Here is a 20,681-nt window from a genome sequence, read left to right as displayed (position 1 = left end):
GTCAGCCGACCGCAGCTACCACGGTAATTTCAAAAAGGGTCCCGGGGGACAGCGCCACGACTACGCAGCATCTTTGGGGCCAGTTGCGCTGATCAGGACCGATCCAATCGTCCCAAAAGCCATTGAGAACGCCACGATGACCTTCCTCAGTCAAATACATCGTGACCGAAATTATGTTCTCGCGGCGACTGCCGAGCTCCTTTAGTACACGATCGACTTTTTCGAATGCGGACGGGATCTGGATTGATATGTCTGGCGATTTAGCTTCGTCTGTCGCCGCTAGCCACGCCAGCCCAGCGCAAGATCCGCCGGAGCTCCGTCGTGACACAACTCCTGCAACCCTCGCGATCGGTACAATTGCCGCATTATCTATTGCTTCATTGGAAGACATCATCGCCCCTATTGGTTGGTGTATTATGTTCAGGGCAGCAGACCTCAAAAAAGCCCAGGATATGCTCCTCCATCGACTACAATGTTCTGCGCGGTGACTTGCCCAAACTGAGTGCCGCATAAGATTGTGCACAACGCGGCAACCTCATCGGGTCTAGCGAGGCGCCCAGAGGGAATCCGTGCCACCGCTTCCGCACGAATGGCTTCTACACTTTTCCCGGACGCACTAGCGCGTGCCTGCCAAGTCGCCGCAAGTCCCTCCGTTTCGGTGGGTCCGGTAAGCACGTTGTTGATGGTGACGTTGAAGCGCGCCACTTCACGCGCGAGGCTCGCCAGCCCACCCGCCAATCCGGTCCGGGCAATATTAGCCATTATGTGCGAGGGTTGCGGGGCCTTCGTCGAACTTCCTAAGATGGTAACTATCCGGCCGAACCTTCGCTCGCACATACCGTCAAGAACGGCGAGCGCCACACTCAGAGGTGACATCAATCCAGCAGCCAAGCCGGCTCCCAGTCCCTCATCCGTCGATACGGCCGCCCGGCCTTCTGCGAGGCGGGGAGTTGTCAGAACGAGTATGTCAGGTTTGGGACAGACGCGACGAATGACGCTCGCGGCTTCGAGGGTGGCTAGATCCGCTGCGACGACGGCTATTCGGGTGTCGTACTCGGCTTGCAGCAATTTGGCGGCGGCGGCGAGACTGGCGTTATCGCGAGCTACTAAGGCGAGATTGGCCCCCTCCCAAGCGAGCGCCCGCGCACAGGCGAGACCTAAACCTCGACTGGCACCACACACTACAGCTTTCTTACCCCTCAGTCCCAGATCCATGGGTTCATCTTCGCTTTGCTTGAATATTACTAATTGCTCGCGGCAGGGAAGCCGGGGCGGCCCCAGCCGACGTAATCCAGCTGAGCCCACGGCTCCGCGTCGCCGGCATCCGTTTGGCTATCCAGCAACGGACGTATTTGTGGCTCTGAATAACGCCATACCGCCCTCGTCGAGCAGTCGGGTAATTCCGGTGAAACCGGCATCCCGCAATAAAAGGGGTTGCTCATCGCTAGTCACGTACAGCTCCGGGTTCTTCTTGCTGCCAGCCTCCGTGTAGTGATCACAGAAGAGAAAGACTCCGCCGGGCCGGATCAGCTGCCGTGCCCGCTGCAAAAGCAATGGTAGGTGCGTTTTGTGCCGAACCTCGTGGGCCGCTTGCATTGTGACGACGGCATCGAACAAGCCTAGGCCGGCAGTCCAGTCAGGCTTCCGGAAGTCGCGCTCAACGAACCTTGCCCTGTCCGCTAGATCGCCCAACTGCTCCTTCGCGAGTATGTGCATTGCGGCGGAAAAATCGAGCGCGGTGTACGTGTCGATCGGGCAATTTCGGAGGATATGATCCGCCAAGTGACCGGGCCCTGACCCCATCTCCAGGACATTTCCGTGCGCGGTAAGGTGCGCATTCAGAGCCGCCGCGAAGGCCGCAAAGAATCTCGGCCGCCATGGCCTGGTAGCAACCGTGTTGTTGACCCACTCACGGACTTGTTTGATGTCATGAAAGTCAACGGGAGAGGCTACTTCTATCGCCGGCATGGTAAGGGCCTTTCTGAGCGTTGCGGACTAGAATTACGCCAATAACCGAACCGGCAGTTCCTCATGATCTTGTCGCCAGTACGATGGATGCTCCGACACAAAATGCCGTGACGACGACGTCGCAAATCGGTCAGCGGACGTAATCGAGAGCCGAAGCCGGCGGCGAGAATGACGGCTTTTTTGGGAGCACTGACAGTCATTTCATTTCCCCTTTTTTGCTCGCCGCGTCATTCTCAAGCGTTGAGGACTTCGACGAGCCGTTTGAGGCCGGTCGATGACCCCGTCACCGGCAAGACTTCCGCTCCAAACGAAATCGCCTCGCCCATTGTATGACCTCCTCCATAAACTCAGGTCCAATGAACTCGGTGAAACGGGATGATTACTCATCGTCGCCCTGACCTCGCTGTAGAAAAGTCCTTTGGCCTACATATGCGCAATGCTCGTGAGATCCGCTGGAAGCGGCTCTGTGCCGGAGCGCACGTTACAGTTCAAGTGGCAAGAGCCATGCCAGCTAAAACGCTGTTGTTATTGCAATAGGTTGGCTTTGCGCGGCTGGTTCCGTTTGTTAGCGACGATACAATTCTGTCGGGATCGCGACAGTGGACAAGCTATATCACGGTGCGAGATTGGCAGGTCGCCCACTAATCGTGATGTCCTTGGCCACGCTAGAGCGCGTCCTGTTTAATCCGGTTCATATCTTGCAGCCTTGAATTAGTTATGCGCACTCGACGGGGGTGAATTGGCCGAGGACCGAGCCCACGGCGTCCCATAGTGCCTTGATGGTCCTCGCTCGGCCTTGGCGCGCAGCAGCGCCTTGAGCTTGGAAAAGGCGTCTCGATCGTGTTGTCATGACGACTCTCCAGTCCGGATTCCTGTTGAGGCGTGGGACAGGCTGACGAGCCAGATCCGTTGTGCCCCTACATTGGCGATGCGCCCCTTAAGCTTTCCGCGCCGGAGCCAGCCGTAGGCGGTCTGACGATGGACGCCGAGTTGTTCGGAGAGTTCATACAGTGTCACCTCGTCGTCGCCGCGACGGGGGACATTGCCGGACCAGATGGGTCGTTTCTTTCCAAGCCCCTTTCGTGCCAGAAGCTTCTGGACGATCAACGCGTCGAACATTGGTTTCTTCGCAGGCGTCCAGCCTTTCGCATTGAGATCGTCGGCGATCTGTCGGGCGGTCACCCCCTCGGCACGCAACGCCGCGATCCGACCCAGTATTTCGTCGTGATGCTCGAGTTGTTCAAAGCGTCTCACGGTTCGAATGATCGGATGTGTCGTCACGACCTCGCCTGCCCAGTGGCATTTTATTTCGGCACGTTCGGTCTCTCCGAACACCCGTATGACCACGCGATCGAGCATCATACGGGCGATAGTCTGTCGGTCTCGCGATGTAGTGGACTGCGCCTTCCACAGGGAAGGCACATCTTCTGCCAACTGGCGAACCGCGTCCTTTTCCTGCGCCGTTAGCCGCTCAGGTTGTCGCGCAAGGGCTCGCTGGTGGTCATCCGCGAGCGCCTGTTTCGTCGCCAGCGCTGCTTCCCAGTCTCGTTCCAGCGTCCGCGCGACCAGGCGGTTGTCAGGGTCGACAGCTTCGTAGGGGGCCGGCTGCAAAGTGGGACGACTATGACGAGCGAAAACGATCGGCCGTGGACAAGGCCCTGAAGGGAGCTCCTGAAGAGACTGGAGACCGAGTTCGTGAGGCATTGCTTAAAGTCGAACATATTGGGTTGGCTCGTCGATTTCGGTCATTTGCCCTCGAGAACTTGGGTCCTTACTTCAGGCAGGAGGCGGAGGGCCAAGTGCGGCCGGTTGGCAAAGCCGACCTGGCCGAGGCAATCTCGCAAGCCTACACCATCCGGTCGAAGTACATTCACACGATTGCTCCTGTTCCGAAGCAGATCAGCAACATCTGGGATCTGGGTGAGACTGCCAGCCACGACGGCCGACCTGTCTTAACGCTGAATGGACTGGCGCGTTTGGCCCGCCATCTCATTTTTGAATATGTGCGCAATGGCCCGAAGGTCGAGAAGGAAAGCTATCGATACCAAAGCGATTTTCCAAACATCGTCGAAGTTGAAATGGCTCCCCAGTATTGGGTTTGGCAACACGAACGATTTCGGCCTGGCATCGCGCTCAAAAAAATGAGCGGCTTCTTGGACCTACTTGCCCAAGTTCAGCAGAAGGTTCCCGATGCGGCGCTAACGGACATCCGCGACCTACTTCGCAAATACGAACTTCTTATCCCTCGAGCCAAAGCCGTCCACAGGCTGCCCATGGTCGCTCTCTATGGCCTCTTCCATGTTCTCGTCGGGCAGGAAGTTCAGCTTCCAGAGGGCGCTAAACTAGTCGAGCGCTACGATAAGCTCCTTGACCCGCCGTCACTCGAAGGTCTCGCCGTGCGGTTCGCGCTGTCACGAGACGTCGAATGGCCGGTTGCTGCAATCGCGTCATTGTATCAGGGATACTACAAGCAAAAATACCAGAAGAACGGACTGAAACTGACGGGTCTTTATGAGACAGCGTTCGCGCTGACGCTCGCTGAAGCGTACCGAAGGGACGGCAATGTGGCGGCCGCCAGCAAAACTCTATATAGCGCGATTGATAATCAGCCAAAGACCAGGGCATTTCAGTCCTCCCTTGATGCTCTAGAGTCGAATGAGAGCGCGCCCATTTCGTGGCAAGCGCTGCTTCTGCCGGAACCCAGAGCTATGGCGGAAACTGGGTGATGACGGTTTGAGGAGAGCGGCGTATCAAGGCGGGTGATGAAGCCTGCCAGAACCTCTCAAGGAGAGCGATACGCCATGAACGAGACTATCAACATTGTTCGCCTTCGTCAGCCCGACGAAATCGATGATCCCCGGATGTGCTTCGCAGCGGCGCGCGCAAATTGCTTGCGCAGGCGATCGAGATGGAAGCCGAGGCGTTTCTTGCCGAGATGAAGGATCTCAAGCTTGCCGATGGTCGTGAGCGCCTTGTCCGGCATGGTCACGGCCCGGAGCGGAGCATCCAGACGGGGATCGGGCCGGTGCCTGTCAGCCGGGTGAAGGTCCGGGATCGCGGCGCGACCGGCGAAGCGGACCGGGTCCGGTTTTCCTCATCGATCCTGCCCAAATGGGCGCGTCGGACGCGCAGTCTGGATGCGCTGCTTCCCGTTCTCTACTTGCGCGGCGTTTCGACGGGGGATTTTCAGGGCGCTCTGGCGGCCCTCTTGGGCAAAGAGGCGCCTAACCTGTCACCCTCGGTGATCACGCGACTGACGGCACAGTGGAACGCCGAATACGATCGTTGGCAAAAGCGCGATCTTTCGGCGCGCCACTATGTCTATGTGTGGGCGGACGGGGTCTATCTGCAGGCCCGGATGGAAGACCATGCCGAATGCATGCTGGTTCTGATCGGCGCCACACCCGAGGGCAAGAAGGAACTTGTCGGCTTCCAGACCGGTATTCGCGAGGGTGCGCAAAGCTGGCGCGAGCTGCTGGTCGACGTCAAGCGTCGTGGCCTTAAGATCGCGCCCAATCTTGCCGTGGCCTTTAGAAAAAACTTCTTGCATCCGAAGGGGCGTCCACACAGGGATGTTGGTGCGGCCGATGTTAGCGGCGACCGGATGTGAGTTTGAAGCGGCATCGGAAAGGGGCCGGGTCATGCAAACGGCTCAGACCTTGGATACCGAGCAACGAGCGGAGATTTACCATCGAATCCTGATCCGAACCTCTTGACCCGCAAATCCCCATGTGAGCCAGATCCAGGCGCTCGATCGCACGCAGCCAGGACTTCCTTTGAAGAGGGGCCATGATTACAAGCGCCATGGCACCACGACACTCTTCGCTGCCCTGAATGTTCTCGACGGCTCCATCATTGGCCGCAACATGCAGCGTCACCGGCATCAGGAGTTCATCCGCTTCCTCATGCGGCGCGGCAATCAACGTGAGAGCGCCGTCAGCGTCAATCAATCAGGGGTTCTTCCGCATATTTCGTGCAGGTGCCGGGATCCACGGGCGGTGCGAATGAGTCCATAGAGTCGGAATCGCAGTCGACGCCGGTGATTCGCCCGTGCTCCATGCCTTCCGCTCGCTGGTCTCGCCCGGTCTTTCGATTGTCCAAATTCTCCCACAGGCCGACAAGGTGGTGCTTGTAGCCCGGCCAAAGGCGACAGAAAACGACGGACCCGGTGGTCTCTGCCGCTGCAACGTGCTGACGAACGAGGTGTTCTTTCGCGATTTCCAGAACCGCCGTGAGGTCGCCGGCTATCTCGGCCTTGCATCCAGCCCCTGGAGCAGTGGCGCGGTTATCCGTGATCACGTGATCAAGGTATCCAGAGATCAGGCAACCCGCGTCCGCGTCGAACGGCTATCGAGCTTGCCTGGCTGTGGCTACGCCATCAGCCCGATAGTGGTCTCGCACACTGGTTCCATGAGCGCGTCGGCGCCGGCAAGGGACGCATTCGCCGCACCATGATCGTCGCCTTGGCGCGCAAGCTTACAAGCTTATGACGCGGAACTCGCTATAGCGGTGGAGGAACTGACGCCCGAACGAGATTTTCCAGCGCTGGCCGTCGGTTGACGACTTGGCGAGTTCCCGTGGCCGACAGGACATTGATGCGACCACCCTGCGGCCCAGCGTTCAGCCGTTCCCGCTTGTAGAGGCCGTCGGTCTCAAATTTCCGAAACGACGCCATTTCTATGGTCGCGAAATTTCGCACTCATGGCATATCCTTCGTTTGTCTTGCTAGAGCAAACGTCCTCCACGGCGGATGAACCACCGTGTCTCATCACCGATGAGATCGATCTCTTGAGACCAGCTGCCATTTCGTACTTCGTAGCGCTCCGGCTCTGGCGGGGGTTCATTAAGCTTCGCCAGGGAGATGCCGGTCATCGACTCGGGGACGGCTATCCCGAGTAGGTCGAGAACTGTGGGGGCAATATCTATTATTCCGGCTGGCATACTGGTGACGCGAGCCACCGGAATGATACCGGGCGCTCTGACCATCAGAAGCGTATTCATCTCGTATCTGTTCAAACCGCCATGGATGCCGCCACCGACGGGCACCATGTCCGTAAACAAGCTTCGTCCTGGCAAACCATGCTGGTCCAAGCCCTCGTCTGACTGCATCACAAAGAACAGATCGGGAGCACGATCGTGCGCCAGGCCCGCAAGTTCAAACGAGAATGTGCCCGGCAATTGCCCCTCGATATCGTTGCGGCCCTTCGAGAAGAGCATGCCGATAAACTCTTGATCCTGTAGCCAGACACACACATGCTCGATCGTCCGGCGATCTTTGTTCAAGACACGGATCTCGCCGCAGCTTCCACCAGTTGTCGCAAGGATTGCTCCGTCGAGATCCCCCTCCTTCGCCGGAAAGCCCGCCTGAGTCAGAAGACCATTGAGATCGATCTGAGCCGTGGTTGAGATGTGCCCGTGGTCTGACGCCGCAATCACCGCGTACTCTTCACAATCTGCCTGTGTGGAGATCCATTCGAGTAGCCGACCGAAGCATCGATCGACGAAGTTCAGCGTCTGGCGCGATGTTGGGGAACCGATTTCCTCGTAGTGGAATGCAACGTCGGGTTCACTATACCAGATGAGCGTCACATCCGGTCCCAGCTTCGGAAATACATAGTCCGTCGCCAGCCGTGTTGCATACTCGATATCGCCCAAACGTGGTGATCCCTTGTCCGCAGCGAAAGGGCCGAGTGCCGCAACAGCTTCGTCTACTGCGCCGGGAGTCGGCGTGGAACCCCGTCCATGAATGGAAAAGGTCCAGTGATTGTGCTCGGCGGCACGCGGATTGAGAAAATGTGTCGCGCCAGGGGTGCCCGTCTGGATGACCGCCAACCGCTTTCCGGCTCTTGCCAGGTGATCCGCCAAGGTCTCGCACGTGATGAAGCGGCCGCCTGTCGCCTGTTCTGCGATCAACACGTCTTTCCGAAGTCGGGAGTCAAAAGTCTTCGTCGTAGATACAGGAGGGAACAGAAACAGATTTCCGATCATTCCGTGCCGCGCAGGTATAGTGCCAGTCGAAATGCTGGTGGTTGCCACACGAGTGACGCTCGGAAAGACGCTTCGCGCCTCGCGGAACCACGTCCCGCTTTGAGCAAAAGAGGTAAGATTTGGGGTGCGCTCCTCGGAGAGCAAATCGGGACGAAGACCGTCGAAGATTACGACGACGACTTTCTTTATATTCTGCATGTTTGCGACTCGATTATTCATGAATAGCGGATGCGGCAAAAGCGAACTCGCTCTTGCCGCAAAAGAGTTCCTTAATGCTAGAACATGCTTTCCGCTTGGTCGGCCAACTGACGAAGCGCTTCATCGGGCTTGGCTCTCTGATAGATAACGTCCAGCAGATTGGTAGCGATCAACTCATCGATGCGTAGCCCGTTCTCTCCTGGAAAGGCATAGCGCTCGGCAGCGTACTTGGCCTCTCTCAGCGCAACAGCGTGCAGCGGGTGCTGAGCGTAAAAATCGCCGAGAAAAGTTTTTGCGTTCTTGGCTGTCAGGTTGATCGGGAGATAGCCTGTCGCCTTGACCATGGTTGTTTGGGCTTGAGGACCGGTCGCGAATTTGAGATAGCGCCAAGCGGCTGCCTTATTTGCCGGATCGCTGGCAAGTATCACCGCGGTATTCCCGCCGGCGGGGAGTCGGCTTTTCTCGTTGAGGCCGGGGTAAGCGTACGACTTAACCTCGAACTGTCCGCCACTTGCGGCGACCAGACCTTCGGTGTTCGAACTTGAGCCGATGAGGATGCCCAACTGCCCGGCACTGAACTGCTGGCGCGCCTGATTCCAGGTGACACTCGGCATTTTGCCTTCGGCGCCGAACCGCGCAAGAAGACGTGTCGCCTTAAGTCCGGGCTCTTCATCGAACAACACGGATTTTTCGTCTTCCGACATCATCCGGCCACCCGCTGCATACACCATGCACTGCCAATTCCAGGTATCTTCCATGCGGATATAGATGCCGGCAGTACCCTCGTCCAACTGGCTGATCTTGGCAGCGAGCGACACGACTTCATCCCATGACCCAGGGACCTTGTTCGGATTGCCGCCCGCTTTTCGAACGAGGTCCGTATTGTAGAAGATAACCGGCAGCGAGGTGGAGAAGGGAATGCCGAATTGCCCTCCGTCATACTGAGCGATGCGGAGCATCGGCTCGTCGAAACCGAGAGCGTCTCTTTCCGGCTCGGCATCGATCATCTCATCCAGTGGCTGCGCCACCTTATGCTCGACCAGTGTGCGCAGCGTGTTGTTGCCGAAGAAGCCGATATCCGGAAGCGTATTGGTCTGGGACGCCAGCAAGGCTTGCCTGACCAGTTCAGCATAGTCGGAAACGGGAGACCGGAACTCAATCTTCACATCCGGATTCTGTTTCATGTATTCGGAAGCGATCTGCTCGTGGTATTTGATCGTTCCGGCCTCCACCAGGACAGAGACGGTGGATTGTTCGGCGGCGGAAGCGGTTAGGACGCCGGCGGCCGCAAAGGCCATCGTGGCAAATATGCGAAGGGTCATGTCTCACTCCTGATGAGAAGGGTAGAGTTGTGTTGACGGGCTTGCTCGACACGTATCGTCCCAAGCCGGAGCGTCGAGCGCGTCTCCAGCCGGATTCAGAGCCGATGCTAAACTGGCTACTTCACTGCGGCTAACCCGCGGCGCTATCCACGTGCATGAGTGTCACCTCGACTGAACCTGAAAACCCGAGAGAAACCACTTCTGGGCGAAGAAAAAGACGACTACTAGCGGAGCAACGATGATGGTTGCCGCCGCCATCATATGCCCGTAGTCAACGCCCTGGTCAGCCGTCTTGAAGAAGACAAGGCCAAGCGGTGGCGGCGCCAGTTCCCGCGACTGCACCACGATCATCGGCCACAGGAGATCATTCCAGTGGCTCGAAATCGAGAAAGCGCTGAAGGCAAGAACAGCGGGTACTGCAAGGGGCACCATAACGCGGACAACGATTCCCAACTCACTCATGCCGTCAATACGGGCAGCATGAACATAGTCATCCGGAATCGACCGAAAGAACTGCCGGAACAGGAATATCCCGAACGCCGAAATGCAGTGCGGAAGGATAAGGCCTAGGTAGCTGTCGAGGAGCCCTACGTAGTAGAAAAGAATATAGAGCGGGACGACCAATGCTTGTCCTGGGATCAGCAGCGCTGACACGGTAAGCAGGAAGAATTTCTCTTTGCCGGGAAAGCGAAGCTTGGCCAGAGCATAGGCGCATGGGAAGGCGATAACCAACTGCAGCACCAAAATTCCTACGCAGACGATCACGCCATTGGCGAGAAATCGGAGCATGTCGGTATCCGCGAAGACACCCACATAGTTATCAATCACGTTCCAACGCTTCGGTAGGATGTGCCATAGACTGGGTGACTGGAAGATCTCCTGGGATGACTTGAACGACGTGCTCAGCATCCAAACGAACGGCAAGAGCATGAAGGCGCCGGTCAGACAGAGGGCGACATGGCGCGCAATGCGCCGCGACAACGGCAATTTGCGATACGTTGTCAAGAGTAGTGCACCCTTCGTTCACCGAGCCTCATCTGGAGAAGAGTGAGCACGAACAGGGTTGCGAGGAACACAACCGTAATTGCTGCGGCATATCCTGTTCGCAAGAAGCGAAAGGCCTCTGAATAGACCATGTACATCAGGACTTGGCTGCTCGAACCGGGGCGGCCCTGGGTCAGCATTGCAACGGTGTCGAAGACTTGGAACGCACGGATTGCAACGAGAACGAACACGAAGATAGTAACCGGTCCCAGTTGTGGCCAAATGACCGTCCTGAAGCGATCCCAGAGTCCGTCCGCGCCGTCGACATCCGATGCTTCGTACAATTCTTGCGGGATCGTGCGCAGACCCGCCACGAACAAGACCATGCAGAAGCCAGCGTTCTGCCAAATCCCAATGATCGCGAGACTAATGACGACTAGCCTGGGGTCGGTCAGCCACGCTTGCTTGGCAAATCCCAGGGGGGCAAGAAAACTGTTCAGAGCGCCTATGGTTGGATGAAAGAGAACTTCCCATGACAACGCCATGGCGGCCATGGTCGCGAGCACCGGTAGAAAATGGATAGTTTGATAGATCGTGCGTCCACTCGGCGCAGCCTCGATCAAAAGAGCCACCATCAAGCCAAGAGCAATAGAGCCCGGAACGACAATTGCCGCATAGGTCGCGGTGTTGCCGAGGGCGGCCCAAAATATCGGGTCGCTCAAGAGCTCTCGGTAGTTTCCCAAACCGGAGATCTGAAAGGTGCTATCGCCGAGTTGCCAATTCGAAAGGGAAAACACAAACACAGCGACGACCGGGCCAAAGACAAACAAGAGCAAGGCGATGGCAGCCGGGCTGATGAAGATGTAGGCCTTCGCTGCCTCGTTTCCTGTTCTCGACGGCACTTGATCGGTCACCGCTAGCGGGATGTAGCCTCTGCTGGAATCAAGCAACTGACGTCTCCCTCGTATTCTGGAGCGATACGGCGAGTCGTCCACCTTCACTACTGAAGACAAGGCATCTTGTCGGGTCGAGAGTCAGGAAGACTTCCGCCCCTCGCTCGGGGACGGTTTCCTCGTAGGGATGGAGACGTAGAGTGATGCGTTCATTCCGGCCATTCTCCAGAACGACGGCGAGCAGTACTTCGCTGCCAAGGTTACGAATCAGTTCCGCACGGCCGACGAACAACGCGTCGCCTTTCGAGGCAAGTCGAACGGATTCCGGCCGAATTCCGAGCTTCACTGGCCCGCTCACCATGTCCGACATACGGACTGGCAGTTTTTGGCCCGAAACACAGAGAAATCTATCTATGACTTCGCCGGCAATTACGTTGATCTCCGGCGTGCCGATGAAGCGGGCAACACGAATATGTTTCGGGTTTGAGTAGATCTCGGAGGGACTATCGATTTGGAAGATTCGCCCATCGAACATGACCCCAATGCGATGAGACATCGTCATTGCTTCAGCTTGGTCGTGCGTGACGTATACAATGGTCGCAGCAAGTCGAGCGTGAAGGTCGATGAGTTCCGACTGCATCTGAACCCTGAGGCCTGCATCTAGGTTTGACAGCGGCTCATCCATCAGGAACACGCGTGGATGGCGCACGATCGCTCGCCCGATCGCCACCCGTTGCCGTTGACCTCCCGACAACTGACCGGGTTTTCGGGACAGAAGATCCTCGATACCGAGAAAATTTGCAGCCTTTTCAACCTCGCTCTGGATCGTCCGGACTGTGTCTCCGTTCTGCGTCAGATGACGAAGAATTGGGATGCGGTCAGCAAGTTTCAGGCGCCGCATACGCAGCGGCACGGCCATGTTGTCGAAGGCGGACATGTGCGGGTAGAGAGCATAAGTCTGGAATACCATCGCAATGTCGCGTTCCTTTGGAGACAAGCCGTCGACTTGTTTGTTGTCGAGCCGGACATTGCCGCCGTCCGGGTCGAGGAGACCCGCGATGACACGCAACAAGGTCGACTTCCCGCTACCAGACGGCCCAAGCAACGATAAGAACTCCCCTGGCGGGATCGAAAGATCAATATTATCGAGTATTGGCTTTTGTCCGCCGAATGTTTTAGATATTCCCCTCAACTCCAAAGACATCAGAGTATCCATTCCGATTTCGAGTTCTTAGACGGCGACTCTGACTTCATCGCCAGGTCCCCATGGGGCGAACTCTGACCGGATTTCTGCACCTTGCTGAAAGCGGCTCGGGCGATAATCCGCGAGTATCGCCTCTTCTTTGTCGTATAGAACCTCTGATGCTGCGAGCATGCCAATTAGTCCCGATAAGGAGATGCCACTATGGGTAACCGCGATCCAGCTTCGCTTGTGCCCGGGAAGTCGGCCAACCATCGGTTTTCCGTCGCCAGGAATTGGGCGGACACCTATGCGGAAACTCTCCATCTCATTTTCGCCAAAGCCTCGCACCCACGGTTTGACGAGCGACGTAGTCTCCCGTCCCGCCTGTTCAGCTTCTTCCTTGCTCGGCATCTCTTTTCGATAGTCGGTACGGCCCGCGAGAATCCTTCCGCTCCCGTCTGGCTTGAAATGGACCTTGCCCGCATAGACAACATGCCGAAGCCTGATCGGTAGCGGGCGAGTGATGGTCGTGACGCCAGGCTGTGTAGCTACAGGCAAGTCGACGCCGATCTTTGCGAGCAAGTCTGGCGTTTGCGGCCCCGTGCAAACGAGCACTCGATCCACGGTGAACGTCCGCTGATCAGTTCTAATAGTTACATCGGAGTCATTTTCCTCGAATCCCAGCACATTCTCGCCAACGAAGAGACGAGCTCCTCGATCCCTCGCGCCTGCGAGTAGCCTACCGACGACAGGGATCGGCTCCATCCGACCTTCTCCTGGCATCCGGTACACCGGGTAAGGCGTTTCCGGGAAAATGAGGTCCGGTTCAAACCGAGCAATAAACTCCTTACCGGAGTAGCGTTCGCAGGCGAGTCCTGCCGCAGACGAGTCGAGGGCGTGTTTTTCGAGCTGAGCGGCACCGGCTTCGTTGTCGACATAGTACACACTCCCATCCCGGTGGATGAACTCTGAAGCCCCAATCTCCTTTGCTAACTCATCCCAGTAGTTGAGCGCGGCAATTCGCAGTTGGGCATATCCGGCAGCGAAGCGGAACGCGTTCAAATAGGCGAATGTCGATGTTGACGTCCCCGCACCAGGACGCGCGCTATCAAAGATGTGGACCTTTGCGCCTCTCTGAGAGAGGTGATACGCAACTGAGGCGCCTATGATCCCTGCTCCGATAACGACTATATGCACAGTTTTAACTCCGCTCGGTATGAAAGATGTAGATGGCTATCATAACATATATACCTTTATCGGTGGTTTGTTACAAACATGTGAAGGTGCGCAAGCCCAGGTTTTTGGCCGCGTTTAAATAGGCTATAGGTCAGGAAATCCTAGCCAAGCAGAGAGTTGGAGAATGCAGCAAGCTGCTGAATATGTAGCGAAAATGCCGGTCTGGCGTCACATCGAAGAGACGATCAGGGGCGAGATCCTGGATCGTCGGTGGGGTCCGGATGACCGGCTGCCGCCCGAGGGAGAGATCGCCGATCGATTTCAGGTCAGCAAGACCACAGCCAGGAAGGCGCTCGCCAGTCTCCAGCAGCATGGCTTCATCCGAATCGAACCCGGACGTGGTACATTCGTTCAGGATGCGATCCTGCCTTACGATCTCGGCGGCGATAACCGATTTTGCCACTATTTGACATCGATCAACGTCAATACCAGAAGCGAGGTGATCGATGTAGGGCCGATTGCCGCCTCTCAGGAAGTAGCGTCGCTGCTTAACCATAGGAAAGGTGAGAGCGTAATTTACATAAAGACGAAAGCTTTTGCCGATCAGCGTGTCGTCATCGTTTCAAATAATTACCTCCCAATTGGTAAATTTCCCGGATTCTTGGAACGGTATAAAGCAATAGGATCTATAACTGACACTTTGAAATCGTACGGTATTGCTGAAAAAAGGCGATTAAGTAGCTTTCTTCTAAGCCGGATGCCCGCAGTTGAAGAAGCGAGGCTGCTTCAGCAGCCACGAACTAGGCCCGTTACGGAACTCGTTTTGGTGATGTGCGACCAGAATCGAGCACCGATCTGGGCTGACATATCTTGCTTCGCGGGCGACCGGGTGAAGTTTATCCTTCCATCAGAGGACTGATCAGGGGGACAGTTCGGTGACAAGTGGCACCTGGACGAATGCGTGGTCGCAATCAATGGCAAGAAGCACTGGCTTTGGCGCGCGCCGTCGGCCAGAATGGTTTCGTCCTCGACGTGGCGTTGGTGCACGGATCTTTTATTGGCGTGGGTTTAGGCAAGCGGTAACCGCAATAGCCTTTGTAGCGTAGCCATGCCTTTCAAACACAATACCAGCCGCCGCCATCATATTGAGAAGATGAAGTTCAGGGTGACGAACTGGCCAGAATATGAGGCAGGACTTCGTCATCGCGGCAGTTTGACCCTGTGGGTGACGCCGGAAGCCCTGTCCAGGTGGCAAGCGCCAAGACGCAAGACACGTGGCGGCCAGCACCGCTATTCTGATCTGGCGATCGAGACCACCTTGACGCTGGGCCTTGTGTTTGGCCTGCGGCTGCGCCAGGCAGAAGGCTTGCTGGAATCGGTGCTGCAACTGAGGGGGCTGGCGCTCGCTGTCCCCGATCATACCACCCTGAGCCGTCGGGCGCGGACATGGCAATCGCCCAACAAACGGCATGATCGCCAGGTTCCGCCGGAGGGACCAGTGCATGTTCTTGTCGGCAGCACCGGCCTGCAGGTCTACGGCGCGGGTCAGTGGCTGGAGGAGAAGCACGGCGCCAGATCCCGTCGCAGTTGGCGCAAGCTGCATCTGGCACTGGATGCCGACAGCGGCGAGATCATTGCCCATACCCTGACTGATCAGGACACTGGCGATGTCTCTCAAGTTGAGCCACTACTCGACCAGATTGGCGGTCCGATCGGACAGTTTACTGCTGACGGCGCCTATGACGGAAAACCGACTTACGACGCAGTCATCGATCATCGCGCTGCCGCCGCAATCGTCATTCCGCCTCGTGCCAATGCGGTCGAACCATTCGACGATAGACCTCCCGGCCAAAGGGACCAGCATATCGCCGCAATCGGCAGAGACGGCCGGATGAAATGGCAGGTCTCCAACGGTTATGGCAAACGCTCGCTGGTCGAGACCGCCATAGGGCGATACAAGTCCACCATCGGGCGGCGTTTGCGGGCACGGTCGCTTCCCGTTCAGAAGACCGAAGTCGCCATCGGCTGCGCCGTCCTCAACCGCATGCTTGCCTGCGCACGCCCGAAATCCGCCCGCCGCAAGGCGGCCACGGCATAGTCTGCCGCTTCAAAGATCGACATCCGCTCAAGTCCGGACCCATGCACCAACGCCATCGAAACAGGCTATCCGAACATGCGCAAGTTCCTGACCGCCATCGGCGAGTTCCAGGCCTACATCGCTTCCAACAGTGCCAGTCTGATCAATTATGGCGAGCGCTATCGGTCCGGAGAACGCATCTCCTCGGCCTTCGTCGAGGCCACCGTCGACGCCGTCATCTCCAAGCGGTTCGCAAAGAAACAACAGATGCAGTGGAGCAGGATCGGCGCACATCTCCTACTGCAAACCCGCACGCAGGCGCTTGACGGCTCCCTGCGCTCGACATTCCGGCAATGGTATCCCGGCATGGCGAATGACAATCACGAGAACGGCGAAATGGTCCGCGCCGCTTGACCGCCCCACAAATCCTTATGCTCCCCTATCTCACCAAATCCATTGATGAATAGATCACACCACGGTGTCCGCGCCTTCCAGGTGCATCTGGTTTCGACCGGAATCTCGTGGCCGGCGCTGAACCAGACGGTGTGCGCACTGCGGTTCTTTTACGGCGTGACGTTGGGTCATGCCGAGATCCCTGACGGCGACGATCGTGTTATCCTGTTCAAGAGCGGTAAGGGACCGGCTCGCGTCAAAAGATTGCGACATGGGGACGCTCCTTCTGCTGGATGTTCTTGGAGCGCCGAGGATGCCACACCCTCGCCGCTCGCCCCATATCATCTGAAGCTTCGACAACCTCAGTCTTCTCGGTCAGGGTCGGATGGAGAACCTAAAACTCACATCTAGCTAATTGAATGATTCAGCTTTTTCCCAACCCCCAGGACTATGGCCGCTATTTTAGATAAACCGAATGCAGAAGAGTCTTTACCAGTTTGACATGAAATGCAGCGTCACCGCGCGGCGACGAACGCGCGGCTACTTGCGCTTGAAGCGGAAGCCAACGGAACCGCTTTTTGAGGGTGGAAGCAGCGCGCGCGGAGCCAGCCCGCGCCACCCGGTAGATCCACCCGGGCGACTTGAGCTCGGGCGGAATCAAGATCGACGCGTTGGAGGAGAGGGGCGAATGCGGGTATTAAACCGTCCCTCGCCAAACGAGGATCATCGACGCGGTCACGGCGAAGAGCGTGATCGCCAGATACATCGCCCAGTTCGGTGATGGCACGCGAACCGACGCCACATGGGCAACGCTCAAAAGAGCGAACACGATGTTCACGGCCGGCAGGAACGTCGCCGCGGGCATGAAGGGCTGGACGAGGACCAATGCTGCCATCAAGGGAATGTCGTAGGAGAGCGGCACACCGAAAAACCGGCCGTCATCTGACTTTCCGAAGTTCGCGAAATAGCTCAGGCGAATGGCGCCGGCGAGCAACAGCGCCGTGGCGACGAAGAAGGAGACGAGGGACGCGCCATTCAGCTGCACGACGACGGTCGCGGGAAGGATGGCACCATAGATGATGTCGCCGAAACCGTCGAGGCTCTTGCCCATTTTCGCCATGTCCGGCGAGCGGTTTCGGGTTCTCCTAGCGACTACCCCGTCCAGGTGATCCGCGAGGACGGCCCACAAGGCAGCGCCGACCGCCAGCTCGATGCGCCCCGCCAACGCGAAATAGAGAGCAATCGAGGAGCACAGCAGCCCGGCCGTGGTGATGGCATTGGCGGGGTCGACGAGGTAGCGAAGCATCTTCCACTCTCCCAGGCTTGGTCTTCAGCAGACGACTTCACGTGCCGTCATAAACATGGCTTCGGCGAAACGGAGGTCCGCCTCGTTGTCGATCTCGTACCATTTGAGGTCGTCACACCGGGCGGCAGCGATCTGCAACCCTTTCTCGCGCACGAGGTTCGACAGAAGCTCTTCGGTGTAGGATTTGACGGCCCCGGCGTTGATGGTGTCATTGAGATACGGAACGATCGTCCGACGCAGATCTTCTCCGGAAAAGCGGATCAGGTTCATCGTTTTGAAGAGAGGCGGCGAACCATCATTGAGATTTGCTGCCGTCTGCTTCATCCGCACTTCGGCGATGTAGCCGTTGTTCGTCAGGACGACGGCGGAACCTTCCATCGCCGGGCTGAACGGCGCGACGGCCGCGACATTGTCCGCGTCGCCCAGCGTCAGGCAGCGAAGCGCATCCGGCTCGAAAAACACGTCACCTTCGAGCAGATAGGTGTCCCCGGTCAAAAGCGCGTCGCGCGCCAGCCACAGCGAGTATGCGCTACCCGTCCGGTCGAAGACGTCGGACTCGACATAGTCGATGCCGAGATCACCGAAGCGTCGGCCGCAGGAATATTGGATCGCGTCTTTGCGATAGCCGACGACGATCGTCACCTCCCGCACGCCGACTGCCTCGAGGTTCTGCAAGGCGTTGTGAAGGATCGGCGTGCCATTGACTTCGACCAGCGGCTTCGGCCGCAGATCGGTGAGCGGACGCAGGCGTGAGCCAAACCCGGCGGCAAGAATCACCGCCTTTCTCGGAGCAATTTCAGTCATGGGTCTAAGCCCTTCTATGTTGGTTGCTGCGACGATTCCTTCAGTTCCAGGCGTTAAGGACGCCGACCACACGCTCGAGGCCCACCTCGAGTTGCTCCGGCGGAATGCCATAGGAGAGCCTGAGGCCCATGGGATCGCCGAAGGCATTGCCTGACACACCGGCCACGCCGGCCTGCGTGAGCAGCGCGGCCACGATGTCGTCGGCTGTCTTGGCGTCATCATTGGCGAGCGTCGGCCGCAACAGACCGGACAGATCGAGATAGAAATAGAACCCGCCCTGTGCTTCAGGCATCGGCACGCGCTGCAGCTCGGACAGGGCGGTAAGCCCAAATTGCCGCGCCGCCGTCAATTGACCCTTGAGCCGGGCTTCAAAGGCGCCATCTCCCTCACGGAGGTGGTGCAGCACGGCGTGCTGGGCAACGACATTCGGGTTCGATGTCGTGTGCGACTGCAGCGCTTTGACAGCCGAGATCAATTCCTCCGGCGCAGCGAGATATCCAACGCGCCAGCCGGTGAGGGCCAGGCTTTTGGAGAACGCATTGACGATCACCGTCCGTCCCCGGACCTCCGGGGCCAGCGACACGATCGGATGATGCCGACGGCCATCATGGGTGAAGGGGCTGTAACATTCATCGAAGATGATCCAGAGGTCCCGCTCCATCGCCAACTGGGCGATGCCCGCAAGGGTCTCCGCGTCGTAGACGGCGCCGCTGGGGTTGGCGGGCGTGTTGACGACGATGGCCCGGGTCAGCGGCGTGATGACGCGTTGGATGTCGTCGATCCGTGGAACGTAGCCGGTTGCTCGCGTGTCGACATGGACTGGGGTGCCGCCAGCGATCTGGACCTGCGCTGGGAATGTCGTCCAGTAGGGTGCGGGAATGATGACCTGGTCACCGGGATTGATCAGCGTCATCGCCACGTTGAAAAGAGCCTGCTTGGCGCCGTTCGTCACGGCGAGCTCGTCGGCACGCCAGAGTTGCCCCGTCTCGACCGAGATCTTCCGTGCCAGCGCCTCGCGCAACTCCATCAAGCCGACCGTGTCAGTGTAGCGGTTCAGGCCTTGTTGAATGGCCTCGATCGCTCCGTCCCGAATTGTCGGTGCCAGATCGCTCCAGATCTCGCCGGCCGTGAGATCAACAATCTCCATTCCGGCATCAGTCGCAGCCTTCGCCGCGGCGCGGGCGGCCGCGGTCCCCGACGATTTGAACAAGTTTGTCCGTTGCGCCAACATGCGCATCTCCATCCATGCTTTTCGACGGAACCGCTTGCCGCGGCTATGCTTGGCAGTCCACTGCACGCGGAAAGTATTTCTCTTCTGCCGCTGAGAGCTCGCCGTAGTTCATCAGTTCGAACAGCTCGTCGAGCGTGGCGACTTCACCTTCGATACCGGCAATGCTCTCTTGCTGGATGATGCGGTCGCACACCTGACGCATCGCGGCGATCGCAGCGCGCAAATTGTGGTTTGCCCAGATCACCGTCGAGATACGTGCGGCGCGATACTCGGCGACCGGCGTGCGGTAGTATTTCGTCGGCACGATCACAACAGGAAGGCGGTTCTGCCAAGCTCGCGCGAAGGTGAAGATCTCTTCCGCGTCGGACTTGCGGGAGTGGATCAAGATTGCATCAGCGCCGGCGTCCGCATAGGCGTGCGCTCGTGCAAGCGCCTCGTGCTGGCAATATCCGGCGATCAGCGCTTCGGTTCGAGCGACGAGAATGAACTCTGGATCCGGAACCAGGTCCTTGACGGCCTTCAGGCGACCGCAGAACTCGCCGATGTCCGCCAGCGGATGGCGGTCGCCGAAGAAGGAGTTCATCTTCGGGAACGCGGCGTCTTCGAGACAAACGCCGCTCGCGCCGTGCTGCTGCAGCTTGCGAGCGACCAGACGGGCGTTGTTGAAATTGCCGAATCCGCTGTCTCCGTCGACGAGGATTGGAATTTCCGCTGCGTCGGCAATCCGTTCCACGACGTCGACCACCTGGGTCCAAGAGGCCTCATTCGCATCGCGGTAGCCGAGGCTGGAGGAGATCGAGAGGCCGGACGCCCAAAGCGCCTTGAAACCGGCCCGCTGCGCGATCGCCGCGGAGAGCGCGTCATGGGCTTCCATAAGGAATGACGGTCCGTCACGGATGCAAATGAGGTCACGAAGCGTAGATATACCTTCGCTTGCATTGCCGCCCGGATTCCGCAGGTGATGCCCGTTTTCCGATAGTATGCGCACCCGACGCAGAAATGACATGCCGCTTTCTTCCCTTCATTCCATCGATCGCGATATCAACCACGACATGAAATCGCTCGGCAGCTTCTGCCGCCTTTCTAGCTAGGAGGAAGTTTCAAAAGTCGTGCCAACTGCGCAGGAAAAGCCTCAGAAAAAGCGTTTTGGATATTATT

Annotated in this window: 18 protein-coding genes and 7 pseudogenes; 9 read left to right on the top strand and 16 right to left on the bottom strand. The window is 57.9% G+C overall.

From position 1 onward, the window contains the following. Position 1: 1 nt before the first annotated feature. The 6 genes and pseudogenes from AC0L2P_RS26280 to AC0L2P_RS26255 all read right to left on the bottom strand — a co-directional run bounded on the left by AC0L2P_RS26280 (position 2) and on the right by AC0L2P_RS26255 (position 3,330). Complete coding sequence (locus AC0L2P_RS26280) at positions 2-391, bottom strand: Rid family hydrolase (RefSeq protein ID WP_473505395.1); 390 nt, start codon at positions 389-391, stop codon at positions 2-4. Between the two features lie 44 nt (positions 392-435). Further along, the gene (locus tag AC0L2P_RS26275) at positions 436-1,215 is read right to left on the bottom strand and encodes an SDR family oxidoreductase (protein WP_473505393.1); all 780 of its coding nucleotides are present in this window, start codon (positions 1,213-1,215) and stop codon (positions 436-438) included. A 117-nt stretch (positions 1,216-1,332) separates the two neighbouring features. Beyond that, positions 1,333-1,968, bottom strand: coding sequence for a class I SAM-dependent methyltransferase (locus AC0L2P_RS26270; RefSeq protein ID WP_473505392.1), 636 nt, complete (start codon positions 1,966-1,968; stop codon positions 1,333-1,335). A 122-nt stretch (positions 1,969-2,090) separates the two neighbouring features. Further along, positions 2,091-2,168: pseudogene (locus AC0L2P_RS26265) on the bottom strand (sugar phosphate nucleotidyltransferase); the annotation flags it as partial. Positions 2,169-2,679: 511 nt separating this feature from the next. Then, positions 2,680-2,802: pseudogene (locus tag AC0L2P_RS26260) on the bottom strand (IS630 family transposase); the annotation flags it as partial. Between the two features lie 12 nt (positions 2,803-2,814). Next, positions 2,815-3,330, bottom strand: coding sequence for a hypothetical protein (locus AC0L2P_RS26255; protein ID WP_473505390.1), 516 nt, complete (start codon positions 3,328-3,330; stop codon positions 2,815-2,817). Between the two features lie 284 nt (positions 3,331-3,614). On the opposite strand from AC0L2P_RS26255, the gene AC0L2P_RS26250 reads away from it, so the two are divergent. From AC0L2P_RS26250 to AC0L2P_RS26235, 4 genes and pseudogenes are all read left to right on the top strand, one after another. Continuing rightward, entirely contained in the window at positions 3,615-4,694 is a 1,080-nt protein-coding gene (locus AC0L2P_RS26250) for a hypothetical protein (RefSeq protein ID WP_473505388.1), read from the top strand. 75 nt (positions 4,695-4,769) lie between these two features. Further along, positions 4,770-5,494, top strand: a pseudogene (locus tag AC0L2P_RS26245) (transposase); the annotation flags it as partial. A 208-nt stretch (positions 5,495-5,702) separates the two neighbouring features. Next, a pseudogene (locus AC0L2P_RS26240) lies at positions 5,703-5,873 on the top strand (IS630 family transposase); the annotation flags it as partial. Between the two features lie 145 nt (positions 5,874-6,018). Next, positions 6,019-6,423 (top strand): hypothetical protein, encoded by a 405-nt coding sequence (locus tag AC0L2P_RS26235; protein WP_473505386.1) that lies wholly within the window; start codon positions 6,019-6,021, stop codon positions 6,421-6,423. A gap of 270 nt (positions 6,424-6,693) precedes the next feature. Here AC0L2P_RS26235 and AC0L2P_RS26230 read toward each other — a convergent pair whose 3' ends face one another. The 6 genes from AC0L2P_RS26230 to AC0L2P_RS26205 all read right to left on the bottom strand — a co-directional run bounded on the left by AC0L2P_RS26230 (position 6,694) and on the right by AC0L2P_RS26205 (position 13,733). Next, on the bottom strand, positions 6,694-8,154 hold the full coding sequence (locus tag AC0L2P_RS26230) for an alkaline phosphatase family protein (protein ID WP_473505385.1): 1,461 nt from the start codon (positions 8,152-8,154) through the stop codon (positions 6,694-6,696). Positions 8,155-8,231: 77 nt separating this feature from the next. Next, a complete protein-coding gene (locus tag AC0L2P_RS26225; protein ID WP_473505383.1) occupies positions 8,232-9,476 on the bottom strand; it encodes an ABC transporter substrate-binding protein in 1,245 nt (414 codons plus the stop codon). A gap of 162 nt (positions 9,477-9,638) precedes the next feature. Then, positions 9,639-10,481 (bottom strand): carbohydrate ABC transporter permease, encoded by an 843-nt coding sequence (locus tag AC0L2P_RS26220; protein WP_473505381.1) that lies wholly within the window; start codon positions 10,479-10,481, stop codon positions 9,639-9,641. Further along, positions 10,478-11,410 carry a carbohydrate ABC transporter permease gene (locus AC0L2P_RS26215; protein ID WP_473505379.1) on the bottom strand — a complete coding sequence of 311 codons (933 nt, stop codon included), beginning with the start codon at positions 11,408-11,410 and terminating at the stop codon, positions 10,478-10,480. The genes AC0L2P_RS26220 and AC0L2P_RS26215 overlap by 4 nt, the downstream gene beginning before the upstream one ends. After that, positions 11,403-12,569: an ABC transporter ATP-binding protein gene (locus tag AC0L2P_RS26210; RefSeq protein ID WP_473505377.1), complete on the bottom strand. Its 1,167-nt coding sequence runs from the start codon at positions 12,567-12,569 to the stop codon at positions 11,403-11,405. Before AC0L2P_RS26210 ends, AC0L2P_RS26215 begins: the two co-directional genes overlap by 8 nt. A 15-nt stretch (positions 12,570-12,584) precedes the next feature. Then, on the bottom strand, positions 12,585-13,733 hold the full coding sequence (locus AC0L2P_RS26205) for an NAD(P)/FAD-dependent oxidoreductase (protein ID WP_473505375.1): 1,149 nt from the start codon (positions 13,731-13,733) through the stop codon (positions 12,585-12,587). A gap of 163 nt (positions 13,734-13,896) precedes the next feature. On the opposite strand from AC0L2P_RS26205, the gene phnF reads away from it, so the two are divergent. The 5 genes and pseudogenes from phnF to AC0L2P_RS26180 all read left to right on the top strand — a co-directional run. Further along, positions 13,897-14,631, top strand: coding sequence for a phosphonate metabolism transcriptional regulator PhnF (phnF, locus tag AC0L2P_RS26200; protein ID WP_473505373.1), 735 nt, complete (start codon positions 13,897-13,899; stop codon positions 14,629-14,631). An 18-nt stretch (positions 14,632-14,649) separates the two neighbouring features. Beyond that, positions 14,650-14,747, top strand: a pseudogene (locus AC0L2P_RS26195) (DDE-type integrase/transposase/recombinase); the annotation flags it as partial. A 73-nt stretch (positions 14,748-14,820) separates the two neighbouring features. Further along, positions 14,821-15,810 (top strand): IS5 family transposase, encoded by a 990-nt coding sequence (locus tag AC0L2P_RS26190; protein WP_473505371.1) that lies wholly within the window; start codon positions 14,821-14,823, stop codon positions 15,808-15,810. A 51-nt stretch (positions 15,811-15,861) separates the two neighbouring features. Then, positions 15,862-16,203 (top strand): annotated as a pseudogene (locus AC0L2P_RS26185) (ISKra4 family transposase); the annotation flags it as partial. A gap of 66 nt (positions 16,204-16,269) precedes the next feature. Beyond that, a pseudogene (locus AC0L2P_RS26180) lies at positions 16,270-16,389 on the top strand (tyrosine-type recombinase/integrase); the annotation flags it as partial. Positions 16,390-16,879: 490 nt separating this feature from the next. Here AC0L2P_RS26180 and AC0L2P_RS26175 read toward each other — a convergent pair. From AC0L2P_RS26175 to aepX, 4 genes are read right to left on the bottom strand one after another with little or no spacing between them, the layout of a single operon-like run. Continuing rightward, a complete protein-coding gene (locus AC0L2P_RS26175; protein ID WP_473505370.1) occupies positions 16,880-17,488 on the bottom strand; it encodes a CDP-alcohol phosphatidyltransferase family protein in 609 nt (202 codons plus the stop codon). A gap of 24 nt (positions 17,489-17,512) precedes the next feature. Continuing rightward, entirely contained in the window at positions 17,513-18,292 is a 780-nt protein-coding gene (locus AC0L2P_RS26170) for a phosphocholine cytidylyltransferase family protein (RefSeq protein ID WP_473505368.1), read from the bottom strand. Positions 18,293-18,332: 40 nt separating this feature from the next. After that, positions 18,333-19,523 carry an aminotransferase class I/II-fold pyridoxal phosphate-dependent enzyme gene (locus tag AC0L2P_RS26165; RefSeq protein ID WP_473505419.1) on the bottom strand — a complete coding sequence of 397 codons (1,191 nt, stop codon included), beginning with the start codon at positions 19,521-19,523 and terminating at the stop codon, positions 18,333-18,335. 43 nt (positions 19,524-19,566) lie between these two features. Further along, positions 19,567-20,529 (bottom strand): phosphoenolpyruvate mutase, encoded by a 963-nt coding sequence (gene aepX / locus AC0L2P_RS26160; RefSeq protein WP_473505366.1) that lies wholly within the window; start codon positions 20,527-20,529, stop codon positions 19,567-19,569. Between the last annotated feature and the right edge of the window lie 152 nt (positions 20,530-20,681).

The sequence above is a fragment of the Mesorhizobium sp. WSM4836 genome, from assembly GCF_055811815.1.
Note: the sequence above shows the minus strand (reverse complement) of the source record. Positions and strands in the feature narration are given on the sequence as shown.

Bases quoted from the DNA above. Each gene is read 5' to 3' on its own strand.
- AC0L2P_RS26275 (WP_473505393.1), bottom strand. From the start codon at position 1,215: ATGGATCTGGGACTGAGGGGTAAGAAAGCTGTAGTGTGTGGTGCCAGT.
- AC0L2P_RS26270 (WP_473505392.1), bottom strand. From the start codon at position 1,968: ATGCCGGCGATAGAAGTAGCCTCTCCCGTTGACTTTCATGACATCAAA.
- AC0L2P_RS26210 (WP_473505377.1), bottom strand. From the start codon at position 12,569: ATGGATACTCTGATGTCTTTGGAGTTGAGGGGAATATCTAAAACATTC.
- phnF (WP_473505373.1), top strand. From the start codon at position 13,897: ATGCAGCAAGCTGCTGAATATGTAGCGAAAATGCCGGTCTGGCGTCAC.
- AC0L2P_RS26225 (WP_473505383.1), bottom strand. From the start codon at position 9,476: ATGACCCTTCGCATATTTGCCACGATGGCCTTTGCGGCCGCCGGCGTC.
- AC0L2P_RS26165 (WP_473505419.1), bottom strand. From the start codon at position 19,523: ATGTTGGCGCAACGGACAAACTTGTTCAAATCGTCGGGGACCGCGGCC.
- AC0L2P_RS26170 (WP_473505368.1), bottom strand. From the start codon at position 18,292: ATGACTGAAATTGCTCCGAGAAAGGCGGTGATTCTTGCCGCCGGGTTT.
- AC0L2P_RS26230 (WP_473505385.1), bottom strand. From the start codon at position 8,154: ATGCAGAATATAAAGAAAGTCGTCGTCGTAATCTTCGACGGTCTTCGT.
- AC0L2P_RS26280 (WP_473505395.1), bottom strand. From the start codon at position 391: ATGTCTTCCAATGAAGCAATAGATAATGCGGCAATTGTACCGATCGCG.
- AC0L2P_RS26255 (WP_473505390.1), bottom strand. From the start codon at position 3,330: ATGATGCTCGATCGCGTGGTCATACGGGTGTTCGGAGAGACCGAACGT.
- AC0L2P_RS26175 (WP_473505370.1), bottom strand. From the start codon at position 17,488: ATGCTTCGCTACCTCGTCGACCCCGCCAATGCCATCACCACGGCCGGG.
- aepX (WP_473505366.1), bottom strand. From the start codon at position 20,529: ATGTCATTTCTGCGTCGGGTGCGCATACTATCGGAAAACGGGCATCAC.
- AC0L2P_RS26190 (WP_473505371.1), top strand. From the start codon at position 14,821: ATGCCTTTCAAACACAATACCAGCCGCCGCCATCATATTGAGAAGATG.